Below are 18,224 nucleotides of genomic sequence, written 5' to 3'. Positions count from 1 at the left end.
TACCTACTCCTGGTTATCCTCAGGCAAAGTCAGGCGACCAGTATGATAATCATATTCGTAGACCTCACCATAGCGCCCCCATTCGATGGCGACTTCAAGTACGCGTTTTGCTTCGTCAGATTTCAAAAACTCTTCCAGCAAATCTATCAGCGGTTGTTCAGACAGGCTGCCACTGGTTTCCGATTCCAGATTACGGCGTATATGTGCTGCCAGTGGTACATGGGTCAGCAATTGTTGGCCAAACAATTCCTGTTTTTGCGCCTGCTCTACTTCTACATATTTTTTACCCAGCGGCGTCAGCATGATGTCGCCTTTTTCCAGCACGGCAAAGCCCAACAGGCTCAGGGCTTCATAGGTCGGGAATAATTCTTCATCCGACAATTCAGCTTCTTCTGCCAGTTGTGGCAAGTCGGCACGGCCATTGAATGGAGCTTCTGCCAGCAAATCGAGAATACCTTCGATGCGGCTGACATCCGTCTCAGGCAAGCGATAACCCAGGTGGCGCGTATTGGGCGTATCCGCTGCAGCTTCATGCGTCGCGCGCATGGTCATCAAACCATATACTTCATCAATCAAGGCACGAACTTCCAGCGAATCGACATCACGCGGCCTAGGCAGGTCTATCTTGATCTCACATCTGACCGAGCCTGGGTCGCTGGACAGAATAATGATGCGGTCTGCCATCATGACGGCTTCTTCAATATTATGAGAAACGATGAGGATACCCTTGGTGGATATGCGGTCTTCTTCCCACAGTTCGAGCATGTCATTACGCAGGGTTTCACCTGTCAGCACATCCAGTGCAGAAAAAGCTTCATCCATGAGCAACACATCAGGATTGGTGACCAATGCCCTGGCTATACCAACACGCTGTTTCATGCCGCCAGAAAGTTCACGTGGCAAAGCACCGCCAAAGCCAGCCAGGCCTATCAATTCGAGGACAGCATCGGCTCTTTGTTCGCGCTCTGCTGCGGGTACACCCTGGGCTTCAAGACCCAGTTCTACATTCTGTTGCACAGTCAGCCATGGGAACAAAGCAAAGGACTGGAACACCATGGCGATACCTGCAACTGGCCCACCAATTGCCTTGTCGCGATAAGCCACTTTGCCCGCATCCGCTGGAATCAGGCCAGCCATGATGCGTAATAAAGTGGATTTACCTGAGCCAGATTTGCCCAGCAAGGCGACGATTTCGCCATCTTTGAGTTGAAAATCAACCTTGTCCAATATCAGGCGAGATTTACCATCTGCAGCTTTAAAGGATTTTGCGACTTGATTCAGGTCGAGTAATAAATTTTGAGTCATCTTGAATTCCTTGATGAATGATCCAGGCGTAAGCGCTATGGCTCAACGCAGATGGTCTTCGGCCAGCAAATATAATTTGCGCCAGAAAAAACGGTTCAGCAGCATGACGAATACGCACATCACGCCTATGCCCAAAGCGATACGATGAAAGTCCCCCGTCTCTGTCATTTGCTTGATATAGCTACCCAAGCCATCAGCTACCAGCGTGGTTTTACCCCAGGTCACATACTCAGCCACGATACTCGCATTCCAGGAGCCACCACTGGCGGTGATTGCGCCTGTGATATAGCTAGGGAAAACAGCAGGCAAATATACGCGTTTCCACTTCAGCCAGCCTTTCAACCCCAGATTGTCTGCAGCCAGCCGCAGTTCATTGGGGATGGTGGCAGCACCAGCCACGACATTAAATAGGATGTACCACTGCGTACCAAACACCATCAAAGGGCTGAGCCAGATATTAGGCGTCAGCTTGAAAGTCACCATGGCAAACACCACCAGGGGGAACATCAGATTCACAGGAAACGCGGCCAAAAACTGCGCCATTGCCTGCACTTTTTGCGAATACTGTGGGCGTAAACCTATCCAGACTGCCACTGGCACCCAGAACAATGAAGCGAGGGCAATCAACAACATGACGCGCACCAGGGTAATCAAGCCCAGACCAAGCACATGCGCCACTTCAGCCCAACCCACCACACTGTGTATGAAAATGAACAGGCTGTACATGGCAAAAACAGAGGCCAGCAACAAAACGGCATCCAGGACTTTAGGCCAGGCAGGATGGGTGAAACGCTGATTTACCTGTACGGTAGTACCATCACCTTGCACACTAAACCATGACAAGCCGCGCCCAAGGAAGAGCCAGAACCTGGCTATCCAGGCGCGGAATAAACGGCTGCTGCGCATCCAGTCCAGCAACCATGATTGCTGCGCAGTGTCACCCTGGGTCTCTTCAAAGCGGAACTTGTCGGCCCAGGCCAGCAAAGGACGGAAAAACAATTGGTCGTACAGCAAAATGCCTATCAGCATGGCAGCAATTGCCCAGGTGATGGCCAGGCCGTCCCTGGCTTCAATCGCTACAGCAATATACGAACCTATACCCGGCAATTTAATGTCTTGCCCAGCCACAGAAATTGCCTCGGCAGCGACAAGGAAAAACCAGCCACCGGACATGGACATCATCATATTCCAGAGCAGGCCTGGCATGGCGAATGGCAATTCCAGACGCCAGAACCGCTGCCAACCAGACAGCCTGAATATCTGCGCCGCTTCTTTCAATTCAGGTGGAACATTGCGTATGGATTGATACAGGCTGAATGCCATATTCCATGACTGGGAAGTGAAAATTGCAAAAATAGCTGCGCACTCCACACCCAGCAAATTACCGGGGAACAAGGCAATAAAAGGGGCAATCGCAATCGCCTGAAAACCGAGAATAGGCACAGATTGCAAGATATCCAGCGCCGGTATCATGACTTTTTCAGCAGCGGCATATTTGGCAGCGATGGCTGCAAATATCAGGCTGAAGACCAGGGAAAAAGCCAATGCCGTAAACATGCGCAAAATCGTGCGCAATAAATAGTAAGGCAGATAGGCAGGATCAAGACTGATCTGCAAAGCCTCGCCCACGGCGAATGGACGGCTCATCTGCATGGCGGCAAATGCAAAAATACCCAATACAGCCAAAACCAAAGGGAGCAGAGCCCAGTCCCAGCGATTTGGGCCCTTACTTTCAGTGACTACATCACGTGCCTGGAAACGGAACAATTCAAACATGAATACTCCTCAGATCAAGCGAAGTGATAACAAAAAAACGGCACATAGCATACCTCCTGTCACAAACATCAAGTCTGGACAAAGATGAACTGCGCGGCTGCGCACATGCATACTGGCTATAGCCAGCGCCACGCAAGATTTAAAACAGGGGTAAAAGTAGAGAGCAGCATGACTGCTGCGAAAGACTACTACCCGCCAAATGGCAAGGTAGCAAGAGAAAATCTGTGCTTACATTGCCAAGTTGAGTGATGATCGACAACTATAACTGTCCACAGATGTGCTCCGAAAATGAGATGCGCGAACTTTAACATAGACTTTGTTTTGCAAGCAAGATGTTGCAGCGCAAAAAGCTTATTTTTTTGTGGCTTGCATACGTTCTCTCAGAACAGCAGCAATTTCTCTTTGCTCAACTTCAACCGCAAAATCAAGAGCGGTTAAGCCCAGATCATTCTTGAGAAATGGGTCCGCCCCCTCTTCCAGCAAAAGATTGACGATAAGATGCTTGCCCGTGCGGGCAGCCATCATCAACGGGGTGGTTTTGTTGGGGGACTCAGCGTCTATATAGGCAGATTTTTCCAGTAACAAGGCAACAATATCCTTATTGCCGCCAGCAGCAGCGTAGTGCAAGGCACACCAGCCAACTTGATTGATCTCGGCATCATGAGCAACCACTGCTTTAACGAAGGGAAAATTTCCAAGATAGCTGGCCAACATCAAAATAGTGTCGCCATTACTGGCCCTGGCTTCGAGTTTGATATCTTTGCGATCAAGCAAGAATTGGAAAACTTTTTTTGAATCTTCGCGCAAAGCAATCATTAACAAGGTTTCGCCACGAATTGCCTCTGTGATATTGACACTCACACCACGTTGCAATAACTCATTCACCTTATCAACCTGATCAAAGCGTACAGCAAAAATCAAATCTTCCTGTTCGTCAGCAAAAGCACAGGTACAAGATAGCCACAATAACAAACAAGCCAGGCAACGCAGATGAAATTTTCTTGAGAAGAACAATGCAGATGGCAGGGCTGTTTGCATATCAGACCTTAATGGGCAAATTGAAACAGTTGGAAGAAATTTCTGGTCGTGGTCTCTTGCACTTCTTTGACAGAGATACCTCTCAAATCTGCCAGGAATTCACCCACATGCCGCACAAAACCAGGTTCATTCGTTTTGCCGCGATATGGCGCTGGTGCCAGATAAGGCGAGTCAGTTTCTATCAAAATGCGGTCCAGCGGCAAAGCTTTTGCTACTGCCTGCAAATCTTTGGCACTTTTGAAAGTCAGGATGCCGGAGAATGAAATATAAAATCCAAGCTCCACTGCTGCCTGCGCAACTTCCAACGACTCAGTAAAGCAATGCATGACACCGGCCACACCACCCTGCCCTGTGCCTGCACCCTCTTCTTTCAGTATGCGTATAGTATCTTCAGAGGCTGCACGGGTATGAATAATCAGTGGTTTGCGGCAAATACGCGAGGCACGGATATGCTGCCTGAAACGTTCTCGCTGCCATTCAAGGTCACCCTTCAAGCGAAAGTAGTCAAGCCCGGTTTCACCGATGGCGATAATTTTGTCGTGATCTGCTAACTGGACTAATTGCTCTGCCGTTGGTTCTTCGGTTTCTTCATAATCAGGATGCACACCTACGGATGCATAGATGTGCGGATATTGTTCAGCCAGTGCCAGCACCTGAGGAAAATCAGGCAGATCAACCGAGACGCACAACGCATGGGTCACGCCATTTTCCTGCATCTTGCCCAATATCTCCGGCAAACGCTCAGCCAGTTCGGGAAAATTGATATGACAATGAGAATCAACGTACATGCTTGCTACTCTTAAAGAAATTTGATGCAATGATCGGCCAGTGAATACCTGAAGCAAACCGCCTCAGGATGCTGATATCAATTGTAATACGGCTTGCGCCGAGACGTTGGCAGTGTCGCGCAAGAGGGAATGATGCATATCGACGAAGCGTTGTTTCAGGCGCTCCTGCAAGGCTTCGTCACTTAACTGCTGCCACAATGCATCTGCCATTGCATCTGGCCGGGCGGCTGACTGCAAAAATTCTGGCACCAGGAATTCACGTGCGAGGATATTCGGCAAGCCTATCCACGGCTGATAACCCATGTGCCGCAAAATCTGCCATGAAGCTTCCATCATCTTGTAGGCAATCACCATGGGCTTTTTGAACAGCGCCACTTCCAGCGATGCTGTGCCAGAGGCAACCAGTACCGCATCAGCTGCTGCAATGGCAGTATGAGAACGACCATCAATCAGCAACACCGGCACGTTATCCAGCTTGGCATCGACCACCAGCTTGATGTAATAACTACGCTGCTTTTCACCAGCCATAGGCACGACGATTTGCAAATGCGGATCACGCTGGCATAGTATCTTGGCCGTCTGGATAAAGGCTTCAGTATTGTATTTGATCTCGGACATGCGGCTGCCCGGCAAGATCGTGACCACCCTGGCGTTTTTATCCAGGCCAAGCTCGTCCCTGGCGGCTACCATGTCCGTTTCCATGGGAATGACTTGTGCCAACGGATGGCCCACATAAGTCACCGGTATGCCTGCCTTGCGGTATATCTCTTCTTCAAATGGAAACACCACCAGCATGTGGGAAACTGCTTCAGCGATCTTTTTGATACGCCCACCACGCCAGGCCCAGATCGATGGACTGATGTAGTGCATGGTAGGAATGCCAGCACGCTTTAACTGGATTTCCAGATCAAGATTAAAGTCTGGCGCATCAACACCGATGAAGACATCCGGTTTTTCCAGCAATAACTGTTCACGCAATTGCTTGCGTATGCCACTGATTTCACGATAATGCGCCAGCACTTCAAACAAGCCGCGCACGGATAGTTTATCCATCGGCCAGTCGTTGATAAAGCCATGCTCAGCCATGCGCGGGCCACCTATGCCGTGCATGTGAGCATCAGGCAAGGCAGGACGCAGGCCAGACAAGAGGCGATTGGCCAGCATGTCGCCGGAAGTTTCTCCGGCAACCATCGCAATAATTGGGCGATTTGCTTGATTTGTCACAGCAGCTTAACGGACTATGCCGCGTGTCGCAGCATCCAGGAAATGGCGCATAGATTGCACATGAAGCGCTACATCGGCTTCCAGCGCGGCAATCTGTTCATCTATTGCTGTCTTGGCTTCTTCCAGAGTCAGGCCAGATTTATAGATGAGTTTATAGGACTGGCGTATCGCTGCAATTTGTTCTCGGCTAAAACCACGGCGCTTCAGACCTTCGACATTAATGCCATGGGCTGCAGCCGGATTGCCATTCAACATGACAAAGGGCGGCACATCTTGTAATAAGGACGTACCCATGCCACACATGGCATGTGCACCTATCTTGCAGAACTGGTGGACATTGGTAAAGCCACCCAGTATCACCCAGTCACCGACATGCACGTGACCAGCCAAAGCGGCGTTATTGGCGAATATGACGTTGTTGCCAACCTGGCAGTCATGTGCCAGATGCACATAAGCCATGATCCAGTTATCGTTACCCAGGCGGGTAACGCCGTTGTCCTGAACCGTGCCCAAATTGAAGGTACAAAATTCACGAATGACGTTATTATCACCAATTTCCAGGCGCGTAGGTTCACCCGCATATTTCTTGTCTTGCGGTGCTGCACCTATGGAAGAGAACTGATAGAAGGTATTGTTACGGCCTATTGTCGTATGCCCTTCAATGACAACATGCGGGCCTATCTTTGTACCCTCAGCTATCGTCACATTGGGACCGATAATGGAATAGGCACCCACTTCAACCGTGCTGTCCAGCTTGGCTTTAGGGTCTATCAGTGCGCTTGGGTGGATATGCATGATCTAGCCCTCCTTGGCTTCATCTTTCGTACGCATGGTGCACATCAGTTCGCCTTCTACTGCCAATTGACCATCTACTGTCGCCCTGGCCTTGTATTTCCAGATACCGCGTGCAACCTTGATGATTTCGACTTCCATCTTCAACTGGTCACCAGGTTCAACCGGACGCTTGAAACGTGCGCCGTCAATGCCAAGGAAATACACGATGGTATTTTCATCCGGCTTTTGGCCCATGGTCAGGAATGAGAGTATGGCAGCAGTCTGCGCCATCGCTTCTATCATCAATACACCGGGCATGACGGGTTTGTTCGGGAAGTGCCCGTTAAAAAATTCTTCATTCGCCGTGACATTCTTGATGGCGGTAATGGTCTTGCCATTTTCCCAGCTCAGTACGCGATCCACCAGCAACATCGGATAGCGGTGTGGCAGGTATTCTTTGATTTGATTAATGTCCAGGCTATTCATGATCTTTTTCAGTCAGTGTTTTCATTGTTTTTTCGAGATAACGCATTTTTTCGCGCATACCCGATAAATTACGCACGATTGCAGCAGTTTTTTCCCAGTCAGCATTTTTTGCCAAGGGATAGAAGCCAGTGTATTGCCCCGGCTCCAGTATGGAGCGCGACACCATGCTGGCAGAAGAAATATGTACATTATCGACGATGGTCAGATGGCCCAGCACCATGGCTGCGCCACCGAATGTGCAATATTTGCCTATCTTGGCACTACCCGCCACGCCTACGCAGCCAGCCATGGCAGTATGCGCGCCTATATGGCAGTTATGACCTATCTGTATCTGGTTATCCAGCTTGACGCCTTCTTCTATGATGGTGTCAGCCAAAGCGCCACGGTCTATACTAGTGTTCGCGCCGATTTCGACGTCATCACCGATCAGCACCCTGCCCGTTTGAGGGATTTTTATCCATTGGCCTTTTTCATTGGCAAAACCAAAACCGTCTGCACCTATCACCGCACCAGAATGGATGATGCAGCGCTGACCCAGAACACAATAGTCATAAATGCTGACATTTGCATGAATCAGACTATGATCACCAATCACTACACCACGGCCTATCACGACACCCGGCTTGATGACAACATGCTCACCAATCACTGCTTCAGCATCAATGCTGGCATTAGCGCCTATGCTGGCAGTGGCAGCGACTATCGCGTGGGGACTGACCCATGCCGCAGGATGCACGCCGACCGTTGCCGGTATTGCATTGAGTGACGCAAAGTACTGCGCCGCACGGGCAAAATACACATAAGGTTGCGGGACAATGAGACAAATGCCAGCATAGTCTTTGCCAATTTGCTCGAAATCGGTTTGCGTCAAAATCAATGCAGCAGCCTGAGTAGCCGCTGCCTTGTGACGGAACTTGGGATTGGACAGAAAGGTAATATGCTGTTCACTGGCCTCATCCAGAGGGGCAATGCCAGTGACAGTAATATCAGGTGAACCAGTCAATTGACCACCGAAGCGATCGACCAATTCACCCAGCCGAATGCTTGCGGTCATAGGAATTATTTGGAGAGTGCTTTGAGAACTTTATCAGTGATGTCGATGCGGGCGCTGTGATACACAGAATCTTGCAAGACCAGATCAATTTTTTCTGCTTCTGCGATTTGTTTGATCACTTTTTGCGCACGTTCTACCAATGAGGCAATTTCTTCATTCTGACGCTGGCTCACATCTTCATTATAAGAACGTTGTTTGCGCTTGAAAGCCTGGTCCAGCTCAGTAATTTCACGCTGACGCACAATACGGTCAGATTCTGACAATAAAGGCGCATCTTTTTCATACTTTTCAGCTGTCGCCTTCAATTTTTTTGCCAGGTTTTCCAGTTCTTCACCACGCTTTTGAAATTCAACTTTCAGTTTAGCCTCAGCCGCTTTTGCCGGAACGGATTCGCGCATCACTCTTTGAGAGTCAAATATCGCTATTTTGGTATCTTGCGCCTGAGCTTGAGCAACGCTGAAAACGCAAGCCGCACAAACCATCAAGCGTTGCAACAATTTGGTCGGGGTAGTATGTTGACTCAAAATAATCTCCGTAACACGTACTAAAACAAAACACAGCCAAACATAAGCGATTAGAAACCAGTACCCATCTGGAACTGGAATGTCTGCTTCTTGTCGTCTGCCTTGGCATTCAAAGCTTTACCAAAACTCAGCTTCAATGGGCCAACTGGGGATATCCAGCTTATACCTATACCAGCAGAAAAACGTAAGTCTTTCATCCGGATTTTTTGACCTTCATCAAATACATTGCCACCATCCACAAAAGTGAACCAGCGCAAGGATTTGTCGGCACCCGGGAAAGGAATCTGCAATTCCACATTGGCCAGCAAACGGGTTGCGCCACCAAGAGCATCACCATTTGGATCTTTGGTACCCAAAGAAGATGGTTCATAACCGCGTACTGAGCCTATACCACCGGCATAGAAGTTCTTAAACAATGGATAAGGCTTACCACCCAGACCATGTCCATAATCAATTTCACCATTCAATGCCAAAACCACGGAGCGATAAACAGGCTGGAATAATTGTGCATTATAAATTGCACGATAATATTTAAAGCTGCCTACTGCTGCCAGTTCCAGATTGGCGCGCTGATAACGACCAATTGTTGGCGTCAACACGCTATCGCGACTGTCCCTTTGCCAGGCTGCAGTCAATGGGAATGAATTAGTTACAGCTTCACCAATACCATAGTCAATCGCCGCCGTATCCTTGGAACCAGTACCGTAATCCGAAACATATTTCAGGTAACGGTATGGGCTGCCATAGTAAGTTTCAACCTTGGTACGCTCAAAACCGAGACCAAAAAACACCGTATCCACTTCAGAGAATGGTACACCGAAACGCAAAGCGCCACCGGTAGTCTGAATTTTATAGTCGCCTACACTACCGATAATCGGACGCGTTGTACGGATATAAGCTTCCACATTGCGGCTAACGCCATCGTCCGTGAAATAAGGATCGGTGTGGGACAACGCAATCGTACGGTTTTGGCGGCTGGTATTGATATCCAGGCCTATCGTATCACCACTACCAAACGCATTGGCTTGCTGGATGGAGCCAGTCAACGTCAATCTTTCGGCACTGGAGTAGCCAGCACCAAACATCAGGTTACCGGTAGGTTTTTCAGTGACAGTCAGGTTCACATCGACCTGATCAACGCTGGTTGGTACTTCAGGTGTTTCTATAGTGACATCTTTAAAATAGCCAAGACGCTCTACACGATCACGTGATGTTTTGATTTTCTCACCGTCATACCATGAGCTTTCAAACTGACGGAATTCACGGCGGATAACTTCATCACGTGTGCGGGTATTACCTGCGAGGTTAATGCGGCGCACATAAACGCGCTTGCCCGGATCAACAAAGATCGTGAAAGCAACTTCTTTCTTTTCCTTGTTCAGGTTAGGATTTGCATTTACGTTGGCAAATGCATAACCAAAATTACCCATGCGTTCAGAAATACGCTTGGTACTTTCAGTCAGACGGGCAGCATTATAAATATTGCCTTTTTTGAGCAACAACAAAGAGGCCAACTCCTCTTCCCTGCCCATGGTATCGCCTTCAAGCTTGATATCGGAGACGGTGTATTTATCGCCTTCATCAATATTGATGGTGATGTAGATGTCTTTTTTGTCCGGTGTGATGGAAATCTGCGTGGATAAAATCTGCATTTCCAGATAACCACGGTTTTGATAGAACGAGCGCAAGGTCTCGATATCACCCGACAGCTTTTGCTTGGAATATTGATCTGCCTTGGTATACCAGGTAAACCAGCCTGGTGTCGTCAAGGTCAACAGGTCACGGATTTCACCATCAGAAAAATCTTTGTTGCCGATAATATTGATCTGGGCAATCTTGGCTACTTCGCCCTCATCCACAGCAAATGTAACGTTTACACGATTGCGCTCTATCGGCGTAATCGTGGTAGTGATTTGCATGCCATACAAGCCCTTGGACAGGTATTGGCGTTTGAGCTCTTGTTCGGCACGATCTACTGTTGCCTTATCAAAAATACGTGACTCACCAACGCCTATGTCTTTCAAGGCCTTGACGAGTGCATCTTTTTCAAATTCTTTAGTGCCGGTGAATTCTACGCCAGCAATAGTAGGACGTTCTTCCAGCAAAACGATCAATACACCGTCCTGCACTTCAATCTGAACATCCTTGAAAAAACCCGTTGCATACAGGGATTTGATCGCAGTTGTACTTTTTGCGTCATCGAATTGCTCACCGACTTTGACAGGCAAATAGCTAAATACAGTACCAGCCTCCGTCCGTTGCAAGCCTTCTACACGTATATCCTTGACGGTGAAGGGCTCAATCGCCAATGCGTTTCCGGTGCAAAGTGCCAATGCAGCCAGAGATAAAGCATGACGACGAAAATGGGCTAAAGTGAACTGCTCGATATGTAATTTCATTGGGTATAAATTTCTTTCAATACTCTCAATATTGCTATCTAAAATGAGTTTCTGTCATCAAGCCAGCTATTATGACATTAGTCGGGCAATGTCATTAAAAAAAGCTATTGCCATCATCGTCAATAACAAAAATAATCCGGCACGCTGTCCCATTTCGACATAACGGTCCTGCAAAGGTTTCCCGGTCAAAACTTCCAGCGAATAATACAACAAATGCCCCCCATCCAAAACGGGTATTGGTAGTAAATTCATCACGCCAAGGCTAATACTGATCACCGCAATGAAGCCCAGATAGACAATCATGCCGGTTCTGGAGGTTTGACCGGCATAATCAGCGATGGTCAAAGGTCCGGTTATGTGCTTCAGAGAAACACTACCCGTCAGCATTTTTCCCATCATTTTCAGGCTAAATATACTGGTATCCCAGGTTTTTTCAACAGACTTGATAAATGCCTGTGGCAGGCTAGCCTGCACCACTGTCATCTCTGGAACCATGGGCTGCAATTTTACCTTCATCAACCCCACTGTCTGCCCGCTTACTTCCTGACTGACAGGCGTGACTTCCACCTCAAATTTGCTGCCGTTCCTTTGTACCATCAACTTCAACGGCTTATCAGGATTGGCGTTGACGATTTGCCGGAAATCTATTGTATCAAGCAGGGGTTTCTGTCCTATCGCCAGAATACGGTCGCCAACCTGCAAACCAGCCTGCTTGGCGGGGCTATCCGGTAAGAAATCCTCCAGTACAATTTCAGTACTTCCCGCAAGATTCAAGCCAAGGTGCTGCAAAATATCGGTATCAACTTCGCTTGAACTCAGTTGTTGAAGTGGGATTTCCACGGAAATTGGTGTGTTACCACTAATATTGCCGGTATTGACATGCTGTACTTCAAGTACCGGATTACGCCTACTGACACCGGCCTGCATCATTTTCCAACGGAACTCTGACCAGCTTTGTACTGGCTCACCATTTATAGAAGTAACCAGGTCACCGTAGCGCAATCCCGCTTTATAGGCGATAGAGGATTCAGATGCTACGCGCACTTTGGAAACTGCCTCTGGTACACCATGCACAAACAAGGCGGTATAAAGGAAGATGGCCAATAAAAAATTGGCCATAGGGCCGGCAGCCACGATAGCTATGCGCTTCCAGACAGATTGCTGGCAAAATTCGCGGGACAGCTCATCTGGGGAGATTTTTTCCGCACCCATTTCACGGGCGTCCAGCATTTTAACGTAGCCACCTAGCGGCAACAGAGAGATAGCCCATTCGGTCTGGTCTTTACCCAGGCGCCTGGAGTAGATAATCTTTCCCATTCCCAGGGAAAAACGCAGAACTTTAACGCCACACCAGCGGGCCACAATGTAGTGTCCAAATTCATGGATGGTGACCAGTATTCCCAGGGTCACCAGAAAGGCCAATGCGTTTTGTAGCCAGGTCATAAGGAGATCATCGCCTGTGCAACCCTGCGTGCTTCAGCATCGCAGGCGAGTATGCTTTCCAGATCTGGTGTCTCGCTCGCAGCAAGTTTGCTCAGCGTATGCTCTATGACCTGATTGATCATGCGGAAGCCTATTCTCTTGTCCAAAAACGCTTGGACAGCAATTTCATTACTTGCGTTCAATATGGTTGCAGCTGACTTACCCTCCTTCAAAGCATCATAGGCCAGTTGCAAGCATGGGAAACGCTGGAAGTCTGGCTTGATGAAATTCAAACTGGCGACCTTCAGCAGATCAAGTGGTGCGACTCCCGAGTCTATACGCTCAGGATAGGCCATACCGTAAGCGATGGGTATGCGCATATCCGGATTACCCATTTGTGCAATCACTGAACCATCCATATAGGACACCATGGAATGAATCACACTTTGTGGATGGATGACCACCTCAATCTGCTCTGCCGGCGTCGCAAACAGCCAGTGAGCCTCGATGACCTCCAGCCCCTTGTTCATCATCGTCGCTGAATCGACGGAGATTTTACGACCCATGACCCAGTTGGGGTGAGCCACGGCTTGTTCAGGCGTGACATCATCCAGGGTATTGACATCCCGATTCAGGAAGGGCCCGCCAGAGGCAGTCAATAATATTTTGTGTATGCCATGCTGGCCGGGTTGACGGTTATAGTTGCCGGGCAAGCATTGAAAGATGGCATTGTGCTCGCTATCAATAGGCAGTAAAGCAGCACCACTGTCTTTAATGGCATCAATAAACAGCTGACCAGACATGACCAATGCTTCTTTATTCGCCAGCAAGACTTTTTTTCCTGCTTTTGCAGCAGCCAAAGACGCAGGCAAACCGGCAGCACCAACAATGGCTGCCATGACGCTATCACATTCACTGGCGCTGGCAACGGCACACAAGGCCTCTGGGCCAGACAATATCTGGATTTGAGGTAAATGCAATTCTTTTAACAGAACCGCCAGCTCATCAGCAGCCTGCGCAGTACCAACCACTGCAACCTGAGGTAAAAACTGCGCGCATTGCTCAGCCAGTTTTTTTACCTGGGTATGTGCGGTCAACGCAAAAACACCATAGCGCTCAGGATGGCGTGCAACCACATCCAAAGTCGATACGCCTATGGAGCCGGTAGAACCTAATATGCAAAGCTGTTGTTTTTTCTGCATGTATTTTATCGCCACAAATCTACCAGGGCTGCCAGGGGAAGCACAGGTATCAATGCATCTATCCTGTCAAGCACACCACCATGCCCGGGCAGGAGGTTGCTACTGTCTTTCATGCCGACGCGGCGTTTCAATGAAGATTCAAACAAATCGCCCACTACGCTTGCCGCAGTAATCAAAGTCATGGCGCCAACAAAGATGAGCCAGCCTTTTCTGGCAACTAATTGCGCAGTGAAAGTATTTTCCAAAGCAGGGACAAAGCTTGTCGCTGCCGCCAATAGCAATACGCAGATCCAACCACCGATAGCACCTTCCCACGATTTACCCGGAGAAATTGTGGGAGCGAGTTTGCGCTTGCCAAAAGTTTTACCAGAAAAATAGGCGCCAATGTCAGCAATCCAGACGATGGCCATGACCGAAAACAGATACATCGGTGAACGCTGAAAGAACACCGCAATCGCGATGAAGCAGGCAAAAATACTGATGCCATACAAAGTACTCAGCATGCCACTGGAAAAATTATGCGTTTCCGGCAAGCCCCTGGCTAGCGTGGGGACCAACCTTAAAGCCCAGAATGCCGTGCTCAGCGCAAACAGCAGAGGGTGAGAAAAGTCTGCCAGATGAAATAAACAGTAAATCAGCAAGCCAACCCAAAGCGCTGCCATGATGATAGGGCCGGGCTTTTTAAACAAGCGCTGGCATTCCCACATGGCAGCAGCAAAAAACACCACCGCCAGCACAGAGAAAGCATAAAAATTGGCCGAATACAGCACTGGCAACAAAATGGCCAGCAGAACCAGAGCAGTCAGGACACGGGTTTTAAGCATTACTTGCTTTCTTGCTGGGCAGATTGTTCTGACACCTGGGCACTGGTGCGTCCAAAGCGACGTTCACGGTTTTGATATGATGATATGGACAAATCCAGAGCAGCCGCATCAAAATCAGGCCAGAATGTATCGGTGAAATACAACTCACTATAAGCCAGTTGCCAGAGCAGAAAATTGGAAATGCGTGTTTCACCGCCGGTACGGATAAACAAATCTGGCTCAGGTGCATAGGCCATCGACAAATACGCAGCAAGCTGGTCTTCTGTTATTTCCTGATCAGCCTGCCCTGCAGCTCCCCGCTCTTTTTGCAGGCGATTCATGGCCTGCATGATGTCCCAGCGGCCACCGTAATTGGCACAGACCGTTACAGTCAGCCCCTGATTATTGGCGGTTTTTTCCTCTGCAGCAGCTATCATTTTCTGCAATTGCGGGTCAAAGCGAGTCAGATCACCGACCACTTTCAGGCGTATATTATTAGCGTGCATTTTCGCCACTTCTTTTTCAAGAGCGGTCACAAACAAACGCATCAATAGCGAAACCTCTTCAGCCGGCCTGCGCCAGTTTTCCGAACTGAAGGCAAAAAAGGTCAGGTAAGAAACACCGCGGCGGGCACAGGCTTCAACGATGCCCCTGACCGCTTCAACGCCCTTTACATGCCCGGCGACACGCGGCAAAAAACGCTTGGTTGCCCAGCGCCCGTTGCCGTCCATAATAATAGCGATATGTTTAGGAATTGCGCCAACTGCCGGAATTTCCTTGGTGGAACTTGTATGGGTCATGTAAATCCAGAATGTGTTGATACGCGGGCGACGACTATACTGTCAACACTTCTTTTTCTTTGTCAGCCAGCAGCTTATCGACTTCGGCAACAAACTTGTCCGTCAACTTCTGGATATCATCCTGCGCACGGCGCTCATCATCTTCAGAACATTCTTTCTCTTTCAGCAATTTCTTCAGAGACTCATTGGAGTCGCGGCGAATATTGCGGATAGCGATTTTGGCGCTTTCACCTTCAGTTTTAACCAGCTTGACCATTTCCTTACGGCGCTCTTCCGTCAGCGGTGGCGTTGGCACGCGTATCAGCTCGCCTTGCGAGGATGGATTCAAACCAAGATCAGCATCACGAATCGCTTTTTCAATTGCATTCAACATTTTCTTTTCCCAAGGCTGCACACCAATCGTGCGCGCATCGATCAAAGTCACATTGGCAACCTGAGTAATATGAGTAGGTGTACCGTAATAATCAACCTGGACATGATCCAGAATGCCGGTATGGGCACGGCCAGTGCGTACTTTAGACAAATCAGCCTTTAAAGTCTCGATGGACTTTTGCATACGCTGGTCAGAACTTTTCTTGATATCTGCTACGCTCATCGCGCTCTCCTGTACATCTGGGCACGAGCGACGGCTGCGGCCGCGCTCCTTGCCGAATTAATATGAAACAATCCGAAGTGCAGGATTATACGTGCACTAAGGTGCCTTCGTCTCCCCCCAAAATGACATTCTTCAATGCACCCGGTTTAATAATGGAAAATACCTTGATCGGCAGTTTCTGATCACGGCAAAGTGCAAAGGCAGTCGCATCCATGACTTGCAGATGACGGGCAATAGCCTCATCAAAAGAAATCGTTGTATAACGCGTTGCTGCAGGATCTTTTTTAGGGTCGGCTGTATAGACACCATCAACCTTGGTTGCCTTCAAGACGATTTCAGCGCCGATTTCCGAACCGCGCAAAGCAGCTGCAGTGTCGGTAGTAAAGAAAGGATTGCCTGTACCTGCAGCAAATACAATGACTTTACCTTCTTCCAGGTATTGCAAGGCTTTTGGGCGTACATAAGGCTCTACAACCTGGTCAATGGCGATAGCTGACATGACGCGCGAAGTCAGTCCGACCTGGCGCATGGCATCGGATAAAGCTAGGGCATTCATAACTGTCGCCAGCATACCCATGTAGTCTGCGGTTGCCCTGTCCATGCCTTGTGCACCAGGCGCAACGCCACGGAAGATATTGCCACCGCCAATAACGATGGCTAGCTCCACGCCCATTCTCGATACTTCGGCCACATCGGCCACCATGCGCTCTATCGTCGCACGATTAATGCCAAACGGATCATCGCCCATCAGGGCTTCGCCAGAGAGCTTCAAGAGCACACGCTTGTAAGCAGGTTTTGTCATGATAGGACTCCTTCTGGTAGTTTAAATAGTTTAAAAGAAATGCGTACTGGATGAAACAGCCTGGATAAGACTCTTCAATAACCATTTGATTTGTAAACTAGCCCGGTCAGGCAATACACAAAACAAATGGAGCACCACTCGCTCATAACACGCTCATATTTACACCTGAATACATAAATTTGATGCTCAGACACAAATACTTACAATCGCCAGATTTAAAAAAACGGGCCTTTCGGCCCGTTTTTTTATTTCGCCAATTACGCTTGTTTTGCTGCAGCCACTTGCGCGGCCACTTCAGCGGCGAAGTCATCTTGCTTCTTCTCAATGCCTTCACCAACAACAAACATGGTGAACGCTTTGACAGTTGTATTAACAGATTTCAACATCTGCTCAACTGTTTGCTTGTCATTCTTAACGAATGTTTGATTCAGCAAAGAAACTTCTTTCAGGAATTTCTGTACGGAACCTTCAACCATTTTTTCAGCGATATCTGCAGGCTTGCCAGATTCAGCTGCTTTCAGAGCTGCTACAGAGCGCTCTTTTTCGATCAGTTCAGCAGGCACCTGGTCAGAAGACAGGGATACTGGCTTCATCGCAGCGATATGCATTGCTACGTCTTTACCAACTTGCTCATCTGCGCCGTCAAATTCAACAACCACGCCGATACGTGTGCCATGCAGGTAAGAAACCAGTTTGGCAGTTGTGTCAAAGCGGACAAAACGACGGAAAGACATGTTTTCGCCGATTTTACCAACCAGTGCTGCGCGCACTTCTTCAACTGTCTTGCCATCCAGTGGCAATGCACCCAAAGCTGCGATATCAGCAGGATTGTGTTCAGCGATCAGTTTTGCACAAGTATTTGCCAGCGCCAGGAAATCATCATTCTTGGTCACGAAGTCTGTTTCGCAGTTAACTTCGATCAGGGAACCAACATTGCCGGAGATGTAGGATGCGACAACGCCTTCTGCCGTAATACGGGAAGATGCTTTAGAAGCCTTGCTACCCAGTTTTACACGCAGAATTTCTTCCGCACGGTCCATATCGCCTTCTGCTTCTGTCAGCGCTTTTTTGCATTCCATCATTGGCGCATCTGTTTTTGCGCGCAGTGCACCTACCAAAGCTGCTGTAATCGCTGCCATGTCATTCTCCTAGTTCAAAGGTGTTTAAAAAACACCGATATCAAATTTTGTTTAAAAAAAAGGGCGAACGACTGTTGCCCCATTTTTTGTTTC

The 18,224-nt window shown here is 48.6% G+C and carries 17 protein-coding genes; all 17 read right to left on the bottom strand.

Features of this window, described 5'->3' with window-relative positions:
- Positions 1-3 precede the first annotated feature (3 nt).
- On the bottom strand, positions 4-1,305 hold the full coding sequence (locus ACO0LL_RS05570) for an AAA-associated domain-containing protein (RefSeq protein WP_422949888.1): 1,302 nt from the start codon (positions 1,303-1,305) through the stop codon (positions 4-6).
- Between the two features lie 42 nt (positions 1,306-1,347).
- A complete protein-coding gene (locus ACO0LL_RS05565; RefSeq protein ID WP_422949887.1) occupies positions 1,348-3,081 on the bottom strand; it encodes an ABC transporter permease in 1,734 nt (577 codons plus the stop codon).
- Positions 3,082-3,432: 351 nt separating this feature from the next.
- The gene (locus tag ACO0LL_RS05560; RefSeq protein WP_422949886.1) at positions 3,433-4,119 is read right to left on the bottom strand and encodes an ankyrin repeat domain-containing protein; all 687 of its coding nucleotides are present in this window, start codon (positions 4,117-4,119) and stop codon (positions 3,433-3,435) included.
- 8 nt (positions 4,120-4,127) lie between these two features.
- Entirely contained in the window at positions 4,128-4,907 is a 780-nt protein-coding gene (locus tag ACO0LL_RS05555; RefSeq protein ID WP_422949885.1) for a TatD family hydrolase, read from the bottom strand.
- Between the two features lie 63 nt (positions 4,908-4,970).
- Positions 4,971-6,131, bottom strand: a complete 1,161-nt coding sequence (gene lpxB, locus ACO0LL_RS05550; protein ID WP_422949884.1) for a lipid-A-disaccharide synthase — start codon at positions 6,129-6,131, stop codon at positions 4,971-4,973.
- 6 nt (positions 6,132-6,137) lie between these two features.
- Positions 6,138-6,926, bottom strand: coding sequence for an acyl-ACP--UDP-N-acetylglucosamine O-acyltransferase (gene lpxA / locus ACO0LL_RS05545; protein WP_422949883.1), 789 nt, complete (start codon positions 6,924-6,926; stop codon positions 6,138-6,140).
- Positions 6,927-6,929: 3 nt separating this feature from the next.
- Positions 6,930-7,391: a 3-hydroxyacyl-ACP dehydratase FabZ gene (gene fabZ, locus ACO0LL_RS05540; RefSeq protein ID WP_422949882.1), complete on the bottom strand. Its 462-nt coding sequence runs from the start codon at positions 7,389-7,391 to the stop codon at positions 6,930-6,932.
- Entirely contained in the window at positions 7,384-8,445 is a 1,062-nt protein-coding gene (gene lpxD, locus ACO0LL_RS05535; protein ID WP_422949881.1) for a UDP-3-O-(3-hydroxymyristoyl)glucosamine N-acyltransferase, read from the bottom strand. The genes fabZ and lpxD overlap by 8 nt, the downstream gene beginning before the upstream one ends.
- 5 nt (positions 8,446-8,450) lie before the next feature.
- Positions 8,451-8,927 (bottom strand): OmpH family outer membrane protein, encoded by a 477-nt coding sequence (locus tag ACO0LL_RS05530; RefSeq protein ID WP_422950015.1) that lies wholly within the window; start codon positions 8,925-8,927, stop codon positions 8,451-8,453.
- A 92-nt stretch (positions 8,928-9,019) separates the two neighbouring features.
- On the bottom strand, positions 9,020-11,368 hold the full coding sequence (gene bamA, locus ACO0LL_RS05525) for an outer membrane protein assembly factor BamA (RefSeq protein WP_422949880.1): 2,349 nt from the start codon (positions 11,366-11,368) through the stop codon (positions 9,020-9,022).
- Between the two features lie 69 nt (positions 11,369-11,437).
- Complete coding sequence (rseP, locus tag ACO0LL_RS05520) at positions 11,438-12,811, bottom strand: RIP metalloprotease RseP (RefSeq protein ID WP_422949879.1); 1,374 nt, start codon at positions 12,809-12,811, stop codon at positions 11,438-11,440.
- Positions 12,808-13,992 (bottom strand): 1-deoxy-D-xylulose-5-phosphate reductoisomerase, encoded by a 1,185-nt coding sequence (gene ispC / locus ACO0LL_RS05515; protein ID WP_422949878.1) that lies wholly within the window; start codon positions 13,990-13,992, stop codon positions 12,808-12,810. The genes rseP and ispC overlap by 4 nt, the downstream gene beginning before the upstream one ends.
- Before the next feature lie 5 nt (positions 13,993-13,997).
- Positions 13,998-14,816, bottom strand: a complete 819-nt coding sequence (locus tag ACO0LL_RS05510) for a phosphatidate cytidylyltransferase (RefSeq protein ID WP_422949877.1) — start codon at positions 14,814-14,816, stop codon at positions 13,998-14,000.
- Complete coding sequence (locus ACO0LL_RS05505) at positions 14,816-15,595, bottom strand: isoprenyl transferase (protein ID WP_422949876.1); 780 nt, start codon at positions 15,593-15,595, stop codon at positions 14,816-14,818. Before ACO0LL_RS05505 ends, ACO0LL_RS05510 begins: the two co-directional genes overlap by 1 nt.
- Positions 15,596-15,629: 34 nt before the next feature.
- The gene (gene frr, locus ACO0LL_RS05500) at positions 15,630-16,190 is read right to left on the bottom strand and encodes a ribosome recycling factor (RefSeq protein WP_110253515.1); all 561 of its coding nucleotides are present in this window, start codon (positions 16,188-16,190) and stop codon (positions 15,630-15,632) included.
- Positions 16,191-16,275: 85 nt separating this feature from the next.
- Positions 16,276-16,992 (bottom strand): UMP kinase, encoded by a 717-nt coding sequence (gene pyrH / locus ACO0LL_RS05495; RefSeq protein ID WP_422949875.1) that lies wholly within the window; start codon positions 16,990-16,992, stop codon positions 16,276-16,278.
- Positions 16,993-17,249: 257 nt separating this feature from the next.
- Positions 17,250-18,131, bottom strand: a complete 882-nt coding sequence (gene tsf, locus ACO0LL_RS05490) for a translation elongation factor Ts (RefSeq protein WP_422949874.1) — start codon at positions 18,129-18,131, stop codon at positions 17,250-17,252.
- Between the last annotated feature and the right edge of the window lie 93 nt (positions 18,132-18,224).

It is taken from the genome of Undibacterium sp. TC4M20W, from assembly GCF_049340245.1.
GTDB lineage: Bacteria > Pseudomonadota > Gammaproteobacteria > Burkholderiales > Burkholderiaceae_D > Undibacterium.
This window is presented reverse-complemented; position numbering and strand designations above follow the sequence as displayed.

What these genes read in the sequence shown, in the direction of transcription:
- ACO0LL_RS05565 (WP_422949887.1), bottom strand. Translation starts at nt 3,081, where the DNA reads ATGTTTGAATTGTTCCGTTTCCAGGCACGTGATGTAGTCACTGAAAGT.
- frr (WP_110253515.1), bottom strand. Translation starts at nt 16,190, where the DNA reads ATGAGCGTAGCAGATATCAAGAAAAGTTCTGACCAGCGTATGCAAAAG.
- ACO0LL_RS05505 (WP_422949876.1), bottom strand. Translation starts at nt 15,595, where the DNA reads ATGACCCATACAAGTTCCACCAAGGAAATTCCGGCAGTTGGCGCAATT.
- ACO0LL_RS05555 (WP_422949885.1), bottom strand. Translation starts at nt 4,907, where the DNA reads ATGTACGTTGATTCTCATTGTCATATCAATTTTCCCGAACTGGCTGAG.
- lpxD (WP_422949881.1), bottom strand. Translation starts at nt 8,445, where the DNA reads ATGACCGCAAGCATTCGGCTGGGTGAATTGGTCGATCGCTTCGGTGGT.
- bamA (WP_422949880.1), bottom strand. Translation starts at nt 11,368, where the DNA reads ATGAAATTACATATCGAGCAGTTCACTTTAGCCCATTTTCGTCGTCAT.
- rseP (WP_422949879.1), bottom strand. Translation starts at nt 12,811, where the DNA reads ATGACCTGGCTACAAAACGCATTGGCCTTTCTGGTGACCCTGGGAATA.
- ACO0LL_RS05570 (WP_422949888.1), bottom strand. Translation starts at nt 1,305, where the DNA reads ATGACTCAAAATTTATTACTCGACCTGAATCAAGTCGCAAAATCCTTT.
- ACO0LL_RS05510 (WP_422949877.1), bottom strand. Translation starts at nt 14,816, where the DNA reads ATGCTTAAAACCCGTGTCCTGACTGCTCTGGTTCTGCTGGCCATTTTG.
- lpxA (WP_422949883.1), bottom strand. Translation starts at nt 6,926, where the DNA reads ATGCATATCCACCCAAGCGCACTGATAGACCCTAAAGCCAAGCTGGAC.
- ispC (WP_422949878.1), bottom strand. Translation starts at nt 13,992, where the DNA reads ATGCAGAAAAAACAACAGCTTTGCATATTAGGTTCTACCGGCTCCATA.
- fabZ (WP_422949882.1), bottom strand. Translation starts at nt 7,391, where the DNA reads ATGAATAGCCTGGACATTAATCAAATCAAAGAATACCTGCCACACCGC.
- tsf (WP_422949874.1), bottom strand. Translation starts at nt 18,131, where the DNA reads ATGGCAGCGATTACAGCAGCTTTGGTAGGTGCACTGCGCGCAAAAACA.
- ACO0LL_RS05530 (WP_422950015.1), bottom strand. Translation starts at nt 8,927, where the DNA reads ATGGTTTGTGCGGCTTGCGTTTTCAGCGTTGCTCAAGCTCAGGCGCAA.
- pyrH (WP_422949875.1), bottom strand. Translation starts at nt 16,992, where the DNA reads ATGACAAAACCTGCTTACAAGCGTGTGCTCTTGAAGCTCTCTGGCGAA.
- ACO0LL_RS05560 (WP_422949886.1), bottom strand. Translation starts at nt 4,119, where the DNA reads ATGCAAACAGCCCTGCCATCTGCATTGTTCTTCTCAAGAAAATTTCAT.